The 19,930-nt window shown below is 53.1% G+C and carries 11 protein-coding genes; 2 read left to right on the top strand and 9 right to left on the bottom strand.

Features of this window, described 5'->3' with window-relative positions; all coding sequences use genetic code 11:
- Positions 1-78: 78 nt before the first annotated feature.
- Both ACTHPM_RS24240 and ACTHPM_RS24245 read right to left on the bottom strand, forming a co-directional pair.
- Entirely contained in the window at positions 79-2,376 is a 2,298-nt protein-coding gene (locus tag ACTHPM_RS24240; protein ID WP_440397375.1) for a thiamine pyrophosphate-dependent enzyme, read from the bottom strand.
- Positions 2,373-3,395, bottom strand: a complete 1,023-nt coding sequence (locus ACTHPM_RS24245; RefSeq protein ID WP_440397374.1) for a 2-oxoacid:acceptor oxidoreductase family protein — start codon at positions 3,393-3,395, stop codon at positions 2,373-2,375. The genes ACTHPM_RS24240 and ACTHPM_RS24245 overlap by 4 nt, the downstream gene beginning before the upstream one ends.
- A gap of 446 nt (positions 3,396-3,841) precedes the next feature.
- Between ACTHPM_RS24245 and hcp the strand changes: the two genes are divergently transcribed.
- The gene (hcp, locus tag ACTHPM_RS24250) at positions 3,842-5,530 is read left to right on the top strand and encodes a hydroxylamine reductase (RefSeq protein ID WP_440397373.1); all 1,689 of its coding nucleotides are present in this window, start codon (positions 3,842-3,844) and stop codon (positions 5,528-5,530) included.
- 180 nt (positions 5,531-5,710) lie between these two features.
- On the opposite strand, the gene ACTHPM_RS24255 is transcribed toward hcp, so the two are convergent.
- The 4 genes from ACTHPM_RS24255 to ACTHPM_RS24270 all read right to left on the bottom strand — a co-directional run bounded on the left by ACTHPM_RS24255 (position 5,711) and on the right by ACTHPM_RS24270 (position 10,367).
- A complete protein-coding gene (locus tag ACTHPM_RS24255) occupies positions 5,711-6,733 on the bottom strand; it encodes an SGNH/GDSL hydrolase family protein (RefSeq protein WP_440397372.1) in 1,023 nt (340 codons plus the stop codon).
- Between the two features lie 143 nt (positions 6,734-6,876).
- Complete coding sequence (locus ACTHPM_RS24260; RefSeq protein WP_440397371.1) at positions 6,877-8,415, bottom strand: extracellular solute-binding protein; 1,539 nt, start codon at positions 8,413-8,415, stop codon at positions 6,877-6,879.
- Between the two features lie 91 nt (positions 8,416-8,506).
- Positions 8,507-9,418: a carbohydrate ABC transporter permease gene (locus ACTHPM_RS24265; RefSeq protein ID WP_440397370.1), complete on the bottom strand. Its 912-nt coding sequence runs from the start codon at positions 9,416-9,418 to the stop codon at positions 8,507-8,509.
- Between the two features lie 43 nt (positions 9,419-9,461).
- A complete protein-coding gene (locus ACTHPM_RS24270; protein ID WP_440397590.1) occupies positions 9,462-10,367 on the bottom strand; it encodes an ABC transporter permease in 906 nt (301 codons plus the stop codon).
- Positions 10,368-10,694: 327 nt separating this feature from the next.
- Between ACTHPM_RS24270 and ACTHPM_RS24275 the strand changes: the two genes are divergently transcribed.
- On the top strand, positions 10,695-12,944 hold the full coding sequence (locus ACTHPM_RS24275; RefSeq protein ID WP_440397369.1) for an AraC family transcriptional regulator: 2,250 nt from the start codon (positions 10,695-10,697) through the stop codon (positions 12,942-12,944).
- Positions 12,945-13,116: 172 nt separating this feature from the next.
- On the opposite strand, the gene ACTHPM_RS24280 is transcribed toward ACTHPM_RS24275, so the two are convergent.
- The 3 genes from ACTHPM_RS24280 to ACTHPM_RS24290 all read right to left on the bottom strand — a co-directional run bounded on the left by ACTHPM_RS24280 (position 13,117) and on the right by ACTHPM_RS24290 (position 19,929).
- A complete protein-coding gene (locus ACTHPM_RS24280) occupies positions 13,117-14,745 on the bottom strand; it encodes a hypothetical protein (RefSeq protein ID WP_440397368.1) in 1,629 nt (542 codons plus the stop codon).
- 423 nt (positions 14,746-15,168) lie between these two features.
- Positions 15,169-18,210, bottom strand: coding sequence for a glycoside hydrolase family 38 C-terminal domain-containing protein (locus ACTHPM_RS24285; RefSeq protein WP_440397367.1), 3,042 nt, complete (start codon positions 18,208-18,210; stop codon positions 15,169-15,171).
- Positions 18,211-18,303: 93 nt separating this feature from the next.
- On the bottom strand, positions 18,304-19,929 hold the full coding sequence (locus tag ACTHPM_RS24290; RefSeq protein WP_440397366.1) for an ABC transporter substrate-binding protein: 1,626 nt from the start codon (positions 19,927-19,929) through the stop codon (positions 18,304-18,306).
- Position 19,930 lies beyond the last annotated feature (1 nt).

Below are 19,930 nucleotides of genomic sequence, written 5' to 3' on the forward strand. Positions count from 1 at the left end.
ATGGATTCTGGGTTCGTCCCGGTATCCTTTCATCCTTTCCTCTATTTTGTATTTCATGTAGCGAATGTTCCCCCGTTACTACAGCAGCGGATGCTCATGCTTCGCTTTCAGAATCGACCAACGCCGCTCCACTTCGTTTTCAAACTCGCCAAGCAGTTCCTTATTTTCTTCCTTGAGCAGATGTCTTGATTTGCCCATATATTTCAGCCAGTCGCCGAGCGGTACCCGTTTGTTCTTCGCCTCCGGATCGAACGTGATGTTCGTTTGTCCCTGTTCCACTTCATACAGCGGGAAAAAGCATGAATTCACGGCCGCGCGGACGATGTTTTCCCCATCTTTGTCGTCGGACTTCCAGTTCAGCGGGCATGTGATCAGCAGCTTGCCGTAGACGGTACCGACATGTTGCGCGTACCACTGCGCCTTTGCCGCCTTTTTCACCAGGTCCTGCGGAAAGGCTTCCGTCCCCGTAAATACGTATGGGATATGTGCCGCCGCCATCATTTGCACCGTGTCCTTGTGATGGAACGTTTTGCCCTGCTGCTGTTTGCCGACGCCGGACGTGCTGGTCATGTGCCCTAGAGGCGTGGAATACGAAAGCTGCGCCCCGGTGTTCATGTAGCCTTCATTATCGTATTCCAGAATGATCAGGTTATGGCCCCGCAAAGCCGTCCCGATGGCCGAGCCCATCCCGATGTCCATGCCGCCGTCGCCGGTCACCATGACAAAAGTAAAGTCCTCGGGAACATCGATTTCGCCCCGGCGTTTCTTCTCCAGGAACGCCTCTACCGTGCCGGATAACGTCGCCGGCCCGTTCTGGAACAAGTTATGAATGAAGCTCTGCTTATGCGAGTTATACGGATAACCCGTTGTGGTGATATATGCGCAGCCGGTATGGAATAACGTGACGACATTGCCTTCGATCCCTTTGAAAAAGAGCTCCAGCGCCGGGAAAATGCCGCAGCCCGGGCAGGCTCCGTGACCGGAAGCAAACCGCTTCGGTTTGCCGGCAAGCGCCCGCATCGGCGGCGCCTTCACGGACAGCTTGTTCGTCGCCTCATCCATCTTCACCGTAATCAGGCCGGAATTAAAACTGTCGCCATTCATCGGCGCGATGACCGGCTGCAGCTTGTGAGCCTCATCACCCGGCGTTTGGCCGTAATAGTCAAACGGCACCTTGGCATAGCCCAGCTCCATGGCCTCGATCGTCAAGGCAAAAAAGGCTTCCGCATCATCCGCGTAATAATCTTTCCCGCCAAGGCCGAAGATGCGGGACAGCACAATCGGCTGCGGACCGCGGATATCCTGCAGGGCCGCTTTGACCTCATGCGTCAAATTGCCCCCTTGGGCGCCGTAAGAATCGGCGCGTTCGCCAACCAGCAGCGCTTTGACGCCCGTCAGCGCCTCACGGATTTCCTTGGCCGGGAACGGACGGATAATGTTCGGGCTGATCACGCCGGCTTTGATCCCTTGCGCCCGCAGCCGGTCCACGACATCTTTGGAGGATTCGGCCGCCGAATTGAGCAGGAACAGAGCCACCTCCGCGTCTTCCATGCGGTACAGATCAAGCGGCGAATAGGATCTTCCGGACAACGCCGCGTATTCCTCCGCCACTTCCTTGAATACCTCACCTGCACGGTACATGGCGTTCGACTGCTGGAAGTGGTTGTTCATCAAGTCGTCGCCGTTCATGTAAGCCCCGACGACGATCGGATTGTTCTCGTCCAGCACATGCGGAAATTCCGGCGGCTGCTCCCCTACGAATTGCCGGACGGTTTCCCGGTTCGTAAATATGTTCACCCGGCGTTTCTGATGCGACGTGAAAAAGCCGTCGTACGCCACGATGACCGGCAGGCGTACGTCTTCATGCTCGGCGATGCGCAGCGCCATGATATTCAGGTCATACACCGCCTGCGGCGAACGGGCAGTCAGGATCACCCAGCCCGTGTTCAGGCCGTAGTAAAGATCCGAATGGTCGCCGCGGATATCCAGCGGGCCGCTGACCGCCCGCGTCACCAGGTTCATGACCATTGGGAAACGGGTGCCCGCCTGCACGGGCAGCTGTTCGATCATATACAGGAACCCGTTGGCGCTGGTGGCGTTGAATACCCGCGCTCCGGCTGCTGCAGCGCCGTAGCAGATTCCCGCCGAGCCGTGCTCGCCGTCGGCCGGAATCAGCTTGATGTCGTGTTCGCCGCGCGTACGCATCATGTCAAGATATTGGGCGATTTCCGTAGACGGCGTAATTGGAAAATACCCCATAATGTGATAGTTAATCTGGGCAGCTGCCATAGCGGCCATCTCGTTGCCCGATTCGAAGACCGCCGTTTGGGCGGCCGGCATCTTGTGGTCTGTTGCTTCTTGGATTTGCATGTTCATGATCTAGCTCCCTCCGCGGTGATATAGGGGAAGACCTGCGGCACACGGTGCTGCTCCGCATAATGAGGTTCTTCCAACATGGCGGCCAAAGCGGTGGTCGGACAGGCTTCCACGCACTTCAGGCAGCCTTTGCAATACTGGTAATCGATGCCCTTCATAAACATCTGCAGGTTGCCGCGTTTATCCGGCTTCTGCTCCCAAACGATGCAGAAATCCGGGCATACCGTATCGCAGGCGGCGCAGTGAATGCAGTCCTCGATCTTGTATTCCGGCAAATATCCCTGCCGGGAGGCGCTTAGGTTCTTCAGGATGCTGTTGGCCGTCACGTTCAGAATCCCGCCCGGCTCCTGCGTTTCAAATCCGAGGACCGGCTGCGGCCTTGCGAAAGGCATCGAGTCTATAAGCGCTGCGCCATTTCCGAAGGAAAGGAACCTGACTTCGTGATATCCCCTGTCAAAGGTCCGCAAATTCGCCTCTACGAGATGGGGCAGCTTTTTCGCAAACGTGGTGCGGATCACCTGCCGCATATCGTCCGGATTCAGGAAGCTGCAAATCCGGAACAAGGCGCCCAGCATCGCCGTATTGACTTTCGTCTTTTCCTCAACGGCAATTTGCAGCGCATCGATCACGGCCAGCGTTCCCTGTGTCATCTTCAGATCTGCGGCCACTTCGGCAAGGTCCCGCGCCGTATTCACAAGCACCGTTCCATCAGGCTGTAAACCGCTGATGACATCAATTGTTTTATACAATGCTTCATGAAATACGCCGACGACATGCGGCTGCTCAATGGGGCTGTGATCGCGGATTTCCACCCCGGGATCGCAGAACCTTACGAAGCTCTTGACCGGCGACCCTTTTTTCTCCGAGCCATAGCTGGAAAAGTTGGAACCATTCAGTCCGGAGCCGGTCACCCCGGCTTCGGCCAGCATTTTCCCGGCCAGATTGGCGCCAAGGCCCCCGATGGATTCGAGACGGATCTCGAAAAATCCCAGTTTATTTTTGTGAGGCAATATCGACATGTTCTCTCCTCATTTCTTTTTCTATATAAAATGAACTTAACAAACACGTTTCATTGGCGCTACGATGACGAGTGTCCTTACTACCGCTGTTGTCTCCAAAATGCTTGAAATTGGTATCTTATGAGGCATTTCGGAGACAAACCTAGGGCTTACGATGCAGCTTTCCTTTGGAAAGCTTTTAGGCGGAAGCTCCGCTTCTTCAGAATCACTCGTCCTCTCCGCTAAGTAACGGTAAATTATAAAGTTCATCTTGTATAAGTCCATAAATCCAGTTTAAAAGAACAATTCGACAGGCTTTGTGATTTAACACACAAACTTTAAAAAAGAGGTGACTGGAATCACCTTTCCGGTTATCGCAGCAGGTTATACTGTGTCTGACAGTCCGATGACAATGACGACTATGTTTATCTTAACGACCAATAACTCACGAAATCGGGGGAGTAATGATGAATAACCAAGCGACAGAGAAGGCCCTAAATCATCAGCCGTCCATGTTCTGCTTCCAATGCCAGGAAGCATCCAAAGGAACCGGCTGTACCCTTGTCGGCGTATGCGGCAAACCGCATGACGTGGCGAACCTGCAGGATTTGCTGATCTATCTGCTGAAAGGCATCTCTTTTCTCAGTCTGGATGTCCGGCTGCCGGAAGTGCTTGAACAGCGCGTATCGCTGTTTATCATGGATTCCTTGTTTGCAACGATTACGAACGCCAACTTTGACCGCGAAATTTTTGTAGGGAAAATCCGGGAAGCGATAGCGCTCCGCGGCGAAGTGCGCGCCTATTATAACGAACAATTTCCGGAAGGAACGGCTCATCTCCCGGATGCTGCCGTCTGGGAAGCGGAACAGGAAGCCGCATTGGATGAAAAAGCACGTACTGTTGGCGTCCTCTCGACCCGCAATGAAGACATCCGCTCGCTGCGCGAATTGATTACGTACGGCTTGAAGGGAATGGCTGCTTATACGTATCACGCCCTTCATCTGGAAAGAGATGACCATGAATTGAACCGGTTCATGCGCCGCGCGCTTGCGGCCACGCTGGACGACAGCCTTGAAGTGCAGGATTTGATCGCTTTGACGATGGAAACCGGCAAATTTGGCGTGAATGCCATGGCGATGCTGGACGAAGCGAATACTTCCGTTTACGGAAATCCGGAAATTACAAAGGTGAATATCGGGGTTAGAAACCGGCCCGGCATTCTCATCAGCGGCCACGACCTGAAGGATTTGGAAGAGCTGCTGAAGCAGACGGAAGGAACCGGCGTGGACGTGTACACGCACAGTGAAATGCTGCCTGCCCACTATTATCCGGCATTCAAGAAATATGAGCATTTCGTAGGCAATTACGGCAATGCCTGGTGGAAGCAGAACACTGAGTTTGCATCCTTTAACGGTCCGATTCTGATGACGACCAACTGTATCGTTCCGCCGAAGGACAGTTACAAGGACCGCATTTATACGACGGGCAACACCGGCTTCCCGGGCGTCCGTCATATCCCGGAAGGCAAGGACGGCGCTGCCAAGGACTTCTCCGCCCTGATCGAGCAGGCGAAAGGGTGCCCGGCCCCAACGGAGCTTGAAACCGGCGAGATCATCGGCGGCTTCGCCCATGCCGCGGTCATGAACGTGGCTGATCAAGTCGTTGATGCCGTGAAATCCGGCGCGATTCGCAGATTCTTCGTCATGGCCGGCTGCGACGGACGGATGAAATCCCGCAATTATTACACCGATTTTGCGGCAGAGCTTCCGAAAGACACGGTCATCCTGACCGCAGGCTGTGCCAAATACAAATACAATAAGCTGGACTTAGGCGAAATCGGCGGCATTCCGCGGGTTCTCGATGCCGGGCAATGCAATGATTCCTACTCCCTGGTCGTCATTGCACTCAAGCTGAAGGAAGTATTCGGCCTGGAGGATATCAACGATCTGCCGATTTCCTATAACATTGCCTGGTATGAGCAAAAAGCGGTGATCGTGCTGCTGGCCCTGCTGTATCTTGGCGTCAAAAATATCCATCTGGGCCCTACGCTTCCCGCATTCCTGTCGCCTAACGTGGTCAAAGTCCTCGTGGATAACTTCGGAATCGGCGGCATTACCAATGTGGAAGATGACATGAAAATGTTCCTTGGTGCGTGATCTAATAAAAACGAATGCCCCCCGTCAGGGGGTATTTCTTTTTTAATACAAAGCTTGATTGAGCTCCATGTTTCGCCCCTGCTTGTTGTATGCTTCCATATCCATACACAAAAAGAAGACCCACAGGACCTGTGGGTCTTCTTTCATTTAGGCTTACATTGGATGGATTTTAAACCAAAGTCAGAATACGCATTCCGTGGCGATCAACGGTCGTTGAAGCAGCTCCCAACCGGTTTTGGCAGATATGAACGAGGCCAGCTCCAAGCCCATGCGGTAATGCGTCTGATAGCCGGGATGGTAACGGCCGCCCCAGCCTTCCACCTCCGGATGAATCAACCCCAAATCAACCACGAATACCTTGTCGTTTCCGTTTTGATTAAAATGCGACACGACCTGTTTCACGCTTTCAAGATAGTTGTTATTCATGGTCCCGACACAGCAAAAGATATACGGGTCCTGATAAGTGTCCAGAATTACCCGAATAAATTCCATATAAGCTGCAATATACTCCTCATCATGAATCGGCGTAGAATAATCGTTCTGGCCCAGATTAATCACGACTCCATGTGGGGTGTACCGGGAAAAGTCCCATGGCGCCGTCCCTTTGCCGAGCGTCCCGGAAAAATGCTCCGGCAGTCCCTGCCTGTTCCCTATCGCATCCTGCCAAATGCCGATTCCGCAGATGGCCATCGTATGATAATCCGCGTTCAACATTCTGGCGCTGATTCCGACATAGGACATATAGCCGTCATCCAGATCCGGAGCTTCTGCCAGCTCATGCGGATGGCCGATCCCTGCTCCATCCGTGATGGAATCGCCGAAGTATTCCAGCCGCAGGGGCTTTGCCGCAGGCGGGGCAAGGAAACTACCCCCGTCAGGCAGGGAGAATTGATGAAACACAATACTGCCGGTCAGAATTCCCGTACGCTTGTGGATCTCCAGCGTGTGCTCACCATCCGGCAACCCCTGTTCGATGACATATTCATGGACTCCCTTCTTCAGGTTGATCCAGTTCCGGGCGACGCCGTCCAATACGATTTCCACATAATCCTGGCCTTCGGAGTCTTCCGCCGTCATCGAGATGGCCGTCCCGCGAAAGGCAACAAATATGGCGCTGTTTACCCATCCGCATTTCGGCCTTTCATCCTCCGCGAGATCGAATCTACCCATCAGCCTGGCATATACACTAAAGCTAAATTCCAAAGCTGTTCCTCCCCTCAACGTCTGTATCGACTTTCTAAACCATGTTCACGTAAAGCCTGCTGAAGTTATTCAACAGGCTGCTCGCTTCCTATAGGAAGCTTCTTTTTTGCGGGTCGCGTTCTCAATGAACGACCCTATCGATTTTATTTTGCCAAGTAGGCGTCGACCTGTTTCTGCAGCTCGGCCTGGATCTTCCCAAGCACCGCTTCGCCTTCCGTTTTGAACTTGGCGAAGTACGTATCCGGATCAAGCGCCCCGTTAAATAATCCGCTGTAATATTTGGCCTGAATCGTCGAGAACTGGGCCACCTCATTCTTCACCGGCGTCGGGTCGAAAGTGAACCCGGTGAGGATGTCCTTCGTGAAATTGTCGGCTTGCGTAATGAATTGGCTGTACTTCCGAGTCTCTTCGTCGATACCGGCCCACTCCCGCTCTAACACTGGATTGAGCATGAGCTGGAACGAGACGATTCCCCCATCGTTGTTCAGCGTTTCGTATTGATGCTCGCCGGCCGGTTTCCAGTTCACGCCTTCGATGCCGTGCTCCAGCAAATCATAATTCTCCTGCTTGTTCGCCCAATCGAGGAACATCATCGCCCGGTCTTTATGCTTGCTCGTCTTGACGATGCAGATGAAGTTGTCCATCTTGAAATTGGAAAGGTTCTTTCCAGGGGTCAGGTCAAACAGGCGCACGGCTTCCAGCTCGCCGCCGGACACCACCTGATTCAACTGGTCGTTAAATGGTTTGGGAACACCAAACGCCATTTGGGGCGTCGCCGATACCTTGTTCTGAAGCTGCATCTCAGCCGGACTGCTCTTATTCGTCAAGACATCCTGCGACATGACTTTGTCCACGAACAGCTTGCGGACATCCTGGATACCGGCCCAGATCTTGGGCTCCTTGGTTTCGAAGAAATTGTAGACCTTTCCGTCGTTGCCCTTGTAATACAGCATCAGGCTGGCGCCTGCAAAATTCGTCGGACGAATACTGACGCTTGTATCGTCACGGATCAACCAGTTGACCCAACTATAAGTGACGTCATCCGCGCCTGCGAGGAGCGGCGTAATCCCCGAATGACTGTCGCGGACGGCGTAGAGATAAGCCTTCAAATCCTCATACGTCTTTACGGGCGGCAGGTTCAGCTTCTCCCTCAGGTCCTTTCGGATGAAGACCGATCTTTGCTGGGTATAGGCGCTTCCCAGGGGAACGCCGTAGATGCTGCCGTTAATTTTGTTCGCATCCCACATTTCCTGCGGCCGCGTCTTTGTCACGTTGGGGCCGTATTGATCCAGCAGATCGCTTAATTCCTCGTAGTAGCCCTGGGAAGCCATCGTGTCCAGATGCAGCCACGGGGCATCGAACATCATATCCACGCTCTCTCCCGAAGCCAGCATGACGTTGGTTTTCTGATTCAGGTCGGCAAAGTCGACGAATGTGAATTTAACCTGCGTATTCATTTCGGCTTTTAATCTCTTGTTGACTTCTGCCAGCACCTCGTCATAGTTGGCGCCTTTCGCCCCCGGAATGACAACCTCCAATGTGACCGGATCAAGGGATGAAGCGCCGGCTTCCCCGGAATCGGCAGGCGCGGCGGCTTCCCCGCCGGAGCCGGAGCATCCGGATAAAGCGATAGCCAGTCCGAGCAGCACCGGCATGAAGAACTTGCGTTTTGATTTGGCCATGCAAAATGACTCCCTTCAAAATGATGTTCTTATATAGAAAGCGGTAAGGCCAGTCCAGAACGACAAGCTCCGCCGTCCACCACAAGTCCCCTCAGCCTTTCACCGAGCCGAGGGTCAGTCCTTTGACAAAATATTTCTGTACCATCGGATAGACGAGTATGATCGGACCGATCGTCAGGCATACCGTCGCCAGCTTAACCCCTTCCGCCGGCGGCAGCGTCAGTACGTTGCCATGATTGAGCGACGTAAGCTGCATCTGCGACATGAGCTGCCGGAGAAGCAGCTGGAGCGGGTACAAATCGCTGTTGTCGATAAACAGAAGCGACAGCCACCAATCGTTCCAGTATTGCAGGGCATAGAACAAGCTGATTGTCGCAATCACCGGCGTCGAGATCGGCCGGATAATGGTGAAGAAGATCCTCCATTCCCCGGCGCCGTCCATGTTAGCCGATTCGTTCAACTCGTATGGCAGCGAGCGATAGAAAGAGACCAGGATAAAGGCAAAGAACGGATTCATGACATAAGGGAGCACAAGCGCCCACAGCGTATCTTTCAGATGCAGCCACTGAACCACCAGAAGATAGAAACCGACGAGCCCCGAGCCGAAGACCATCGGCACGTAGGTCATAAACGAGAGGACGCCGCCGTATCGGTTCTTCGGATGAGCCAGCACGTATGCAAACAGCATCGTAACGACGAGGCCGAGCACGGTGCCGATGGCCGTTACCGCAATGGTAATGCCATAGCTGGTAAACATTTGCTTGCCCTGAAGGAGGAAACGATACGAATCCAGCGTAAACTCATCCGGCCATATGGAGTACCCGTTCACCGCCAAGCTTCGGGTGCCGGAGAACGAATTGATGACCATCAGCCAGAAGGGAAACAAACAAACGAGCGCAAATACAATCAAGAACAGTCCGAACAACCAGACCACCATTTTATCGGATAACCCGCCCTCCCGCCGGACACGTACGGGCGAGGTCAGCGCAACCGGACGATTCATAGGAATTCACCTCCCTTTGCAGTTCGTGAAATTTAAATCCCTCTTAAAATAATCTGGAGTCTTTATCGATCTTCCGAACCAAGGCATTAAACGAAATGACGGCGATAAGCCCCATGATAGACTGATAGAACACGATAGCCGATGACATGCTAAAATTGCCAAGCTGCCTTAACGCCCGATAGGAATATGTATCGATGACATCGGTCGTCGGGAATAGAATCCCGTTGTCCCCGATAATTCCGTAGATCATGCCGAAATCCCCATAGAAGATCCGCCCGACGCCCAAGAGCACGAGAATGATGATTTGCGGCTTCAGCAAAGGCAGCGTGATGTATTTCATCTGCTGCAGCCGCGTGGCCCCGTCCAGGCGGGCGCTCTCATAATAATCGGAGGAGAAGCCTGTAATGGCAGCGAGCAGAATAATCGAGTAGTAACCGGCGCTCTTCCAGATTCGCGTTAAAGTGAGAATGATCGGCCACACCCATGGAGTCTGGTACCAATCGACGGCTTGAAGCCCGGTCATGCTCAGCACGCGGTTAATCAGGCCGTCCGTATTGTTGAATAGAATGAATGTCATATACCCGACGACGACCCAGGAAATGAAATAAGGAAGGAAGACGACGGATTGGATCGTGCGTTTAAACCATTTCAGGCGAATCTCATTCAAGAAAAGAGCAAGGAGAAGTGCAAAGACCATCTCGAAAATAATGAACAGCGCATTTAAATAAACCGTATTGACCGTCACTTGAATCCAATCCCGATTGGAGAAAAAGAAGCGAAAGTTATCCAGCCCCACCCAATCACTGCCCCATATGCCTTTGCTGATCTGAAAATCCTTGAACGCTAGCAGATGTCCGGACAGAGGAATGTAGGAGAAGACAACGAGAAAGACGATTCCCGGTATCGCCATTGAATACAAGCCCCGGTTTCTTACAAGATCCCTTAACACTCTCAATGTATGGTATCCCTCCATTCGTTACTGGTCTGTCCGATGTGGCCATATCCTGACAGTGTTCATTATGTACGGTACAGCAGGTTTGGAATAGTCCTCATTGTGTCACAAGAAGTACTGGAACTTAAGAATGATGAGCCCGCCGGGCCTCCGGCGCCGTCTTGATTTCTACTTTGTCAAAATGAGGACTTCACACGAAAGCCAGGATATGATTGAGTAAGGAGGTGCCGGTCATTTCTCCTGCCTGGAAATTTCGGATACATACCCAGTTTCAGATACATACCTTTATGCCGCCAATCCATCAGCAAGGGGTGCTGGAATGATATGAGGATCAAGCCTATTTTGCAGAAGACCTATGTTCGTACCTTTCTATTACTGACAACCGTTCTGATCTGTTCCATCCTTCCTTTCGTCTATTTACTGTCTGCGGAATTCTCAAAGTACACCATGCTGGAGGTGCGCAGCAATTCACAGAACGAAGTCAATAACCTGGCATCGAAGACCGAAATGATTCTCGGTAAATTGAAGGCGTACGGACTCAGCATGTATGCCGATCAGAATATTCAGAACTGGTTCTTCGATATCAATAGAGATCCGCTCATCGATCATGCCGCACTCGTCGCCCAGTCCAATTTCATGTCGACCGAACCGCTCATCCAGCGATCCTATCTGATCAATTTGAAGCACGGCCTTATCATTGATTCCAAAGCCGGCATCGTCCAGTTCGAATCCTTTGCCGACCAGAGCATGCTGGAGCGGGTAAAATCATTCCACCCGGAGTACTTGCGCTTCTTTAACCATTCGCTGGATGGTTCGGGCTGTCTGGCCCTCATCCTGCCCGCAACTCCAGAGAAGCCGTCTGATTTCTATCTCGTGCTGCTCGTCGATAAACCGCTGCTGTCGAAGCTTCTGTTAGGCCAAACGGCCTCTTCGGAGCGGGATATCCGGATTCTCGATGAGGAGGGTCAGCTTCTATTAGGCATGTCCGATCCCGCGCTGAGCGAACAGCTTTATCAAACGGGCCGGGAACAGCAGCGCAGCGTTTTTCAGGTCAAGCTTCCGCATCAGAGCTGGTTCGTGAATACAGCCAAGTTAAGTACTGAAAATTGGACGGTATATTACTCGAACGAGTACCATACCTTGACTCGCCATATAACTGCATTTCAGCATAAATTGATAACGTATACATTACTCTTGCTGGGCATCGTCTCGGCGTTGTTCTTCTGGAGTTCGCGCCGTTCCTTGCGTTCCATTACCTTTTTGTCGGACAAGCTGAAAGGGAGGATTGGATTCGCTAACTCCGCGTCCGACGCCATACCGGACATCCAATGGATCAACGACGGCATCGATCTGCTGCTGAATAACGTGGAGCAGCTTCACGCTTCCATGCGCAACCAATCCGAGCTCGTCCGTACGGAATTTCTCGCCCAGTGGATGCTGCACGGGACGCCGGGCACCAAGAGCTACGAATTTATCCGGAGCCAGACCAAGCTGGCTTCCTCCGACGTTCTGTTTCTGGCCGTCCTTCGCATCGAAGCGTATACGGCTTTTTGCGAACGCTACGACTTTCCCTCCCGGAAATTGATCAAATATGCCATACGCAATATTGGCGAAGAAGTGATTGGGGCAGGCTCTTATGCGGCTGAAGGCTTGGATATGGGGGGCGACCATCTGATCCTGATCATCGGAAGCCATGAATCGGGAGCGCTTCAGCTGCGACGTCTTCTGGAGGATATGCACCACCAAGTGGCACGCCTCCTGAACGTCGAGACAACCGTGGCCGTCAGCAATGCCTTTGACTTCGGCACCAATATCCGGAACGTATATGATCATATCTACGAATTGACGATGCTCCGTTTCCTGAAGGGAGAAAAGCAAATTTTCCTGGAGAGCGATTACGAAGAGTTTATGGCAGGATATCCTTCCGCCTCCGAAGCGCTGGAGACGACCGAGATCATTAAGGCTATCCGCCGCGGCCGCCCCGAGACCGCCGTCCATTTGCTGCGCCAGCAGATGAAGCATGTCCATGAGCTGCCATATCGCAGCTATAAGCTGAACCTGACCTATTTTACCTACGATCTGCTTAAGCACTTCAACAAATCCAGCGTCCTGCACGAGATCAGCAGCATTCATCAACTGCTCGAGCGGTACGGCACACTGTCCGAGTTTCAAGCGTGGCTCGAAGGCATCGTCACGACGCTCGCGTCCGAGACCGAGGCTCCGAAATCCCCGAACCGCAAAGAAGAGATCGTGCTGGAGATCAAAGAATTCGTAGACAGCCATTTGCAGGATTCGCAATTATCGATCGAGCAGGTAGCCGACAATTTCTCCTTCTCCGTGAGCTATATCCGGCAGCTATTCAAGGAAATCATGAACATGTCGTTGTCCGAGTACATCCTTCAGGAACGAATCGAGAAAGTGAAGGAGAAACTGGTATCCAGCCAGCTCTCGGTGCTTGAGATCGCGGATCAATGCGGCTTCCTGTCCAAAGGCCATTTCTTCTCCGCATTCAAGAAATTCACGGATCTGACTCCGAAGCAGTACCGCGAAAGCCACGGGGACTTCTCCAGGTGAGAAACATCGCTATTCCTGCTTCATATGGAGAAGCAGAAGGACATGCTGTACGTTGCAAGGCTGTACAGGAACAGGAACAAGCACAAGAACGGACAAGGACCTATCCGGCAAAGCCCCGCAGCGCTTTCGGAAAGGTCCTTATTTCGGGAGAACTTCAAAGGGCCCGGCGGCCTTATTGTCCTGCCGTTCCTTGAACCGGCTCAAGCCCCAGCTTAGGGTTCGCCAAGTCGAGCTTGTACATGATTTGATTGTAGTTATACCGCGGCGTCGGGACATGATTCGTGAACGTATTCGTATACGTTCCTTCGAAGTAGATGACCCGGCCGCCATCCTTGTTGAAGATTTTGTGCTGCGCTACGTTGTAAAACGTATAGTTGTTATGCGTCACGATCTTTTTGGCGCGGGTCCAAGGACCTTGAGGCGCAGGAGCTTCCGCGTACCAAATTTCCCCGAGTACCGACGTCTTGCCTTGCGTCTGCTGAGCGATCATGACGTAACGCTGCCGATATTCATTCCATTCAATGGAGCTTTGAGCGATTTGAACGTCTTCTTCACCTGTATCGATATCCTTCAACTGATAATAACGCAGGTCGTCAGCTTTGATCAGGCCTAACTGAATCAGCTCTTTCTCTTGTCCTTGGTTAAGCGGCTGAGTGTCCTTCTTCCAGCCCCATACGAGCTTGCCGTCCGCGTCCCGCTCCAGCGACGTTTGAGCCCCGCTATATGTCGTTCCCGGCGTCAGACAAGTAAACGATTCGTATTGGGTATAGTCGATGATGGCGTCATAGCTGGCAGCAACGCGCAGATTCGGAATCCGGTGTTCGGTAAAGAGCCAATAGCCTTTGCCTCCCTCCTCGTAATAGGTCGCCTGGCCGCCCGGATGGCGCCAGTCGTCTTTGGAAGGGAACTGCACGACTTGCTCGAACTCCTTCGTGTCGTCGTTAAAGGCAAGAATGCCGAAGGCGGTGAGGTCGGGATTATGCGTGCTGTACCCGGCGAGCAGGCGCTCCTGGCCGGTGCCGTCCCTCGCGGTCATCAAACCGAATACCCAGGCGATTCCCGCGCCGTCGGGCAGCGGCGGCACCAAGCTTTTGACGAACCCGTCCTCTTTCGTTATATAGCTGAGGTTGACGCCGACGTCCGGATCCAAGCCGCCTTGTTGCGGCAGCTTAGAGGTCGCTCCCGTGACACGGAAGTTCCCCAGCGGGTAGGCTGGTCTGTCGGTATCGCCCCAGAACCAGTACAGCTTATTCTTGTACTCGATCGTCTGCACGGAATCCTGTCCCATGACCAGACCGTTGATCAGCGGTTCCTGAATCGGCGCATTCAAACCAAGCAGCACGCTGTCGCGGTAAATGCCTTGGCCCGTTATCCGATACAGCCGTTCGGCAATGTTGACCCGGTTCATCTCGATCGTGATCGTGCCCCCGGGCGAAATCGGTACGGCCTGCCCACGGTTGCCGAACATGTCGGCCGGAATTTCATACCCGTCGCTCGCCAGATGGAAGAAGACCGTCTGATCCATCAGGCCGGGCTCGTTGAACGCTACGACGCCGGCACTGTCTGTGTAATACAGGATATTATTCGTCGTCTTCAGCTCGACATGAGGGATGCCCCGGCCCGTCTCGGCATCCACGATTTTGATCATAAACGGCTCCTGTACCTTCTTCTTCGCGCTGTTCAGATTCTGCTCAGCGACGCTTTCCTCTGCCTGTGCTGCCAGCGCGGCACCCGGTGCCGTCATGACCATAAGCAGCGCGCAAGTCCAGATTCCCGCTCTTTTCCACGGCTTCATTTTCATTCCCTTACCTCCCGGTCTTATGATTCGTTTTCATAGAACACCTGATCCTCGAGCTGTCTCATACACCTCCAGTTCACATCCTGTTTCCCGCTTGAGACGACTCTCGGCTTCGTAACAAGGAACTATAGCCACGGCCGATTGCGTCGCCGTTGACGGAATTCCCTAACCACCTCCTTTCAATGCATAGAGTGATATGAAAATGTACGGATGGGGAAGCACATTCAAATGTAAGCGGATACAGTTATTGCTGTGCATAACAGCAGCTTAAACGCTGCACAGCTACCTTTGCATACATCGTCAAATGCCTTGCGAACCGGGTACATCCGCACATCATTATCGCATGCCGCTCAGGCGAATAAGGCAGGTCCGCTTCAGCGCGAACTTCGCAAGAAATCCGCGCCGGTCTCGGCCTGCATTCATCCTTTATTGCCCCCGTTCCACTTGGAGGCGCACCGTCTTCACCTCAAACGGACGGAACTGGAGCAATACATCTCCACCCTCGTGCGGCAATTCCTCCATATTCTTCTCCAGCATATCGGTCTCATGAACCGCCGCAACAGGCAGCCCTGCGCGAAGCCCGCACGCGACGGATGCTCCCTTGCTCTCGTACAAACGCACGATCCAATCGCCCGATCCGTCTTCAGCCAGCTTGACGGTCTCCACGATCACATTGGCTTGATCGACGGACAGCAGCGATTGCGTCTCACGGCTACCTCCGGACATGAGACTAACGGGATAGTTCAGCTCATAGGCTTCCTGCACAACCGGACTGTCCAGGAAAGCGCCATTCCAGAACGTAAATCCGTATGTAAAATGGTGCACCCCTTGGTCGGACGTTTCATCCGGCCACGTCGGAGCCCGGAGCAGCGTTAAGCTCATCGTGTTATCGTTGACGGAAATGCCGTATTTGCAGTCATTCAGCAGCGCGAAGCCGCGGTTCGCCTCCGCAAGCGCAGACCACTTATGATGAACCACTTCGTAACGGTCCGCATCATGCGGACGTGAAGCATGGTTCGGCCTCTTCACGTAACCGAACTGAATTTCCTGCAGCGATTCGTTCGTATGAACGCGGACCGGGAAATCGACTTTCAGCAGCTTGTTCTTCTCGCGCCAGTGAATCGTCGTGTGGAATTCCACCCGGCGGCTGCCGGCACGCAGCCGGATATCCTGAACCATGGTCGATCGATTCAACTCTCGCTCGACCCGAATATTCGCAAAGAGCGGACCGTTTGCAGTGACGGATACCTTGGCGCCTGCATTTAGCTCGACAGGTGCCAAGCGGTAGCGCCGGTCGATCTCCCATGCATCAAAATCCGAATTTTGATCCCGGTACATCCGCATGACGTTGCATCGGTCCGCCGCCCATTCCATACCAGTCTCTTTGTCGAATATACGGGCAATCTCGCCCTGTTCGTTCATTTCGAGCGCGATCCATTCGTTCTCCATATGCAATTTCGTTGCCATCACGGCGGGCACGGCAAGGCTATCCGCTGCTTCCGGTACCGTCTTATACGTCGACCAGCCCATGGAAGGCGTCTCCACCTCGGCATAGCGGACACCTTCGTGCAGCTGCACCGGCATGGCTGTGCCATTCTCGCCTGCAATCCCATAGACGCCAGCAGGCAATGCGACCAGTTCCTTTCTTGGCCAGGACAGCGAGTTAAAGACGGTAACACGGGAGACGTCACCGTCCGTCAGCGCATTTCTTGCGTCCGAGGCCATGTCGTACACGCTCTCATTTAATTCCTTCAGCTCAACCTGTGCCTCTTCATGAACGCGGTGGATGGATGAGCCCGGCAGGATATCATGGAATTGGTGCAGCAGCAGAACCTTCCATAGACGGTCCAGCTCCTCGTGAGGATAGGTCCGGTTATGCAGCAGCTCCGCCACCGCTCCCCAAAGCTCTGCTTCGCGGAAGCCGATCTCCGCCTTCCGGTTCAGCTTTTTAATGATGGCTTGCGTCGTATAGGTCCCGCGATGAGCGGGATAATAGAGCTCTCCCACGTATTTGGCATCCGGGATGCCTTTCTCTAGCTGATCCTCGAAAAATTCGATCGGCGAGCCATGCTTCGTCTTGGGAACGCCCTCCAAATTACCGAGCCTGCGCAAGAACTCGAGATCGTCCCGATTGGAGCCGCCGCCGCCGTCTCCGTGTCCGAACTGGGTGAGCCGCGTAGAGATTCCTTCCAGCTGAACGCGGTCGTTCCACTGATGGATTAAGAACGACGGATTGATCCGAATCGGATAGTAATCGCCGTAGTTCATCAGATGCGTCAAAATTTGCGAGCCGTCGATCCCTTCCCACATGAACGTATTATGCGGGAAAGGATCGGCGACATTGTCGTAAGTACCGAACAATTTTGTAGACGCGAAATACTTGATCCCGCAGCCCTTCATGATTTGCGGCAGGTTGCCGGAATAACCGAATACGTCAGGCAGCCACAGCATTTCGTTGTCCACGCCGAATTCTTCCTTGAAGAAACGCTTGCCGTGCAGCGCCTGACGAATCAGGCTCTCGCCGCCGGGCAGATTCGTATCGGGCTCCACCCACATGGAGCCTTCGGGAATGATTCTGCCTTCCTTCACGGCCTGCTTAATGCGCCCGTACAGCTCCGGATACAGCCTCTTGACCAGCTGGAACAAATACGGCTGGCTCTGGGTGTACGTGTATTCCGGATATTCGTCCATGAGCGCCAGCTGGTTGGACATGGTCCGCGCAATCTTCCGCTTCGTCTCCGCGATCGGCCACAGCCAGGCAACATCCAGATGGGACTGTCCCATCAGGTACAGGGTAGGCGCCGTCGAACCGTTCACGCAGGAAAGGAGCGGCTCCATGATCTTTCGACACTGCTTTACGTTCTCTCCCAACTCTTCCTGGCGCAAGGTCAGGTCGACCGTTGCAAATACTTGGGTCAGGCAGCGGTCAATCTCCGCCGCGCGGAGGGATTTGGCATCGAGGCTGCCGCGAAGATCGTACAAGCATTCCAAATCGATGAAAAATTGGTACACGTCCTCTTCAAAAATGCAGAGCTGCGACGCTCCGAACATCGGCCGGGAATCAGCATGGCCCACATAAGCTTCTGCCACAATGTCGAATTGCTCGCCGGTTTTCGCTGAACGGGATAAAGTCATGTAATGGTGGTTGAGATCCTTTGCGCCGCTCACGATCCCGTTAATATACACAGTCGCTTCAGATCCAAAATCGAGCATGGCCACAATCCGTTTGCCTTCGGCCTCTTTGGGGACGACGACAGTCCCGCGGAACCAGCCGTATCCCCATTTTTCTCCCCAACGCTGGCCCGGAGCGATGCTCTGGAACGGCCGCCCTTCCATGTCATGGATAAACAGCTGTTCCTTTGTCGTAAATCCGGAAAAATCGATTGGAGAAACCTTCGTTATCATGTATTGTTCTCTTTTATTCAGCAGTTTCTCGGTATGGAATAGAATCTCTTTTTTTTCACTCATGGTTTTTCTCACATCCTATGGTTGCGTAATCTACGATCCTATCGCTCTTGATATACCGCCCCCTGCTGCGGTCGGCAGCGGGAGAACTTACCTCTATTCAGTTGCCGCAGCTCTTTGCGCGGCATCATTATAAATTTTCAGCACCTCATCGATGTCGCCCATTTTTCGAACCTTATCGATGAAGGCCTGCCAGTTGTCGAAGCTGTTCTTGCCCGCCACGAATTTGGCCTGTTCTTCCGTCACGAACGTCTTCACCGGGTTCATGATCTCCGAGATCCGCTGGCTCTCGTTACCCGTGAGCTGAATCGACGGCTCGCTAAGCCAGGATGGGACATAGTCATTCTTCGGCATGGGCAGACTCGTCAGGAATGGCGACTTCTCGATCGGCACTTCTTCGTATTTGCCGTTAAATACCGTATAGTCTGTCGCGGCAAAATCCACGAACGCTCTTGCGTCGCTTACCATCTGCAGGCCAGGGTTGTAGTTGCGGCTAGCGCGCATGCCGTATTTGTCGCCCTCAAGCCATGGATCCTTGGCCGTTTTGAGCGAGTCGACAAAGGTCGGAACACCATCTTTTCCAACCGTATAGGTCGTACCCTCGATTCCCCAGGTGATGAGCCGGATCATGTCATCCGAATATTGATAATCGATGAATTTGATCAATTCTTCAGGGTTTTTTACCTTCGAGCTTACGCCGTAGACTGCCCAGCCCAAGTCAGGGGTATTGCCGTTCACAACCTCCTGCCAGGCCTTACCGTACTTCGGATTGTCGGGATACAGCGAAACCGCGAAAATCTTGCCATCGTTGGCCGTTCTCGTGTACTCCGCCGGCGTCGTGAACCACTGAGTCAGCCACATGAGGTTGTCGCCGTTTAACGCCTTTCTTTTCACCGTATCGTCCGTGTCAATCGTATACTCCGGATCTAACAGCTTCTCCGCATACAGCTTATTCGCGAATTGGAGCGCGTCTTTGTACCCTTCTTCTAGGATTCCGTAGACGTATTTCTCTCCGTCCCAGAAGATATCGTCCCGAATGTGGCTCGCGGAGAACAGCGATCTCAGGCTGTTAAATTTGGTTCCAACAGGGTATTTGTCAGGATAAAGCTCTTTAAGCTTCTTGGCGGCTTCATAAAATTCATCGAGCGTTTCCGGAATTTTGATGTTATTGGCCTTGAACACGTCATAGCGGTAAGACGACGTATTCTGGATGAGCATGCCGCGATCCTCCGGGAACCGGGGCGTGGAGGTTTCTCTGAAGGTGTACATCTTGCCGTCGGCATCCGTTACCCGCTTCATTCCGTTCTTGACCTTGCTGATGTAGTTCATATAGTTCGGCATTAAATCTTTATATTGGGTTAACTCGAGAAGCTGGCCTTGCGCGGCCATTTCGCTCGTATCATAGAATAATGGCGTCACGAAGAAGTCCGTCAGGTCGTCGCTTGCGATCGTGAGCTTAACCTTCTCGTCATACTCGGAGGACGGAATATAGTTGTATTTGATTTCTACTTTCTTGCCCATATAAGCTTCCATGCGTTTGTGCCATTCCTTGCCTACCAGACTATTCGGATTATCCACGCCGCTCGCGGGCAGCGTCACCGAGAAGCGCATGACGTCCTGCGTATTTTCCTTGGCATCGGAATTTTCGGACTTATTCGAACATGCGGACAAAACCATCAGCACGGCCAGCCCAAGGACCCACATTTTGGCCAGTTTGTTCATT

The sequence above is a fragment of the Paenibacillus sp. SAFN-054 genome, from assembly GCF_051966755.1.
Classification (GTDB): Bacteria; Bacillota; Bacilli; order Paenibacillales; family Paenibacillaceae; genus Paenibacillus_AQ.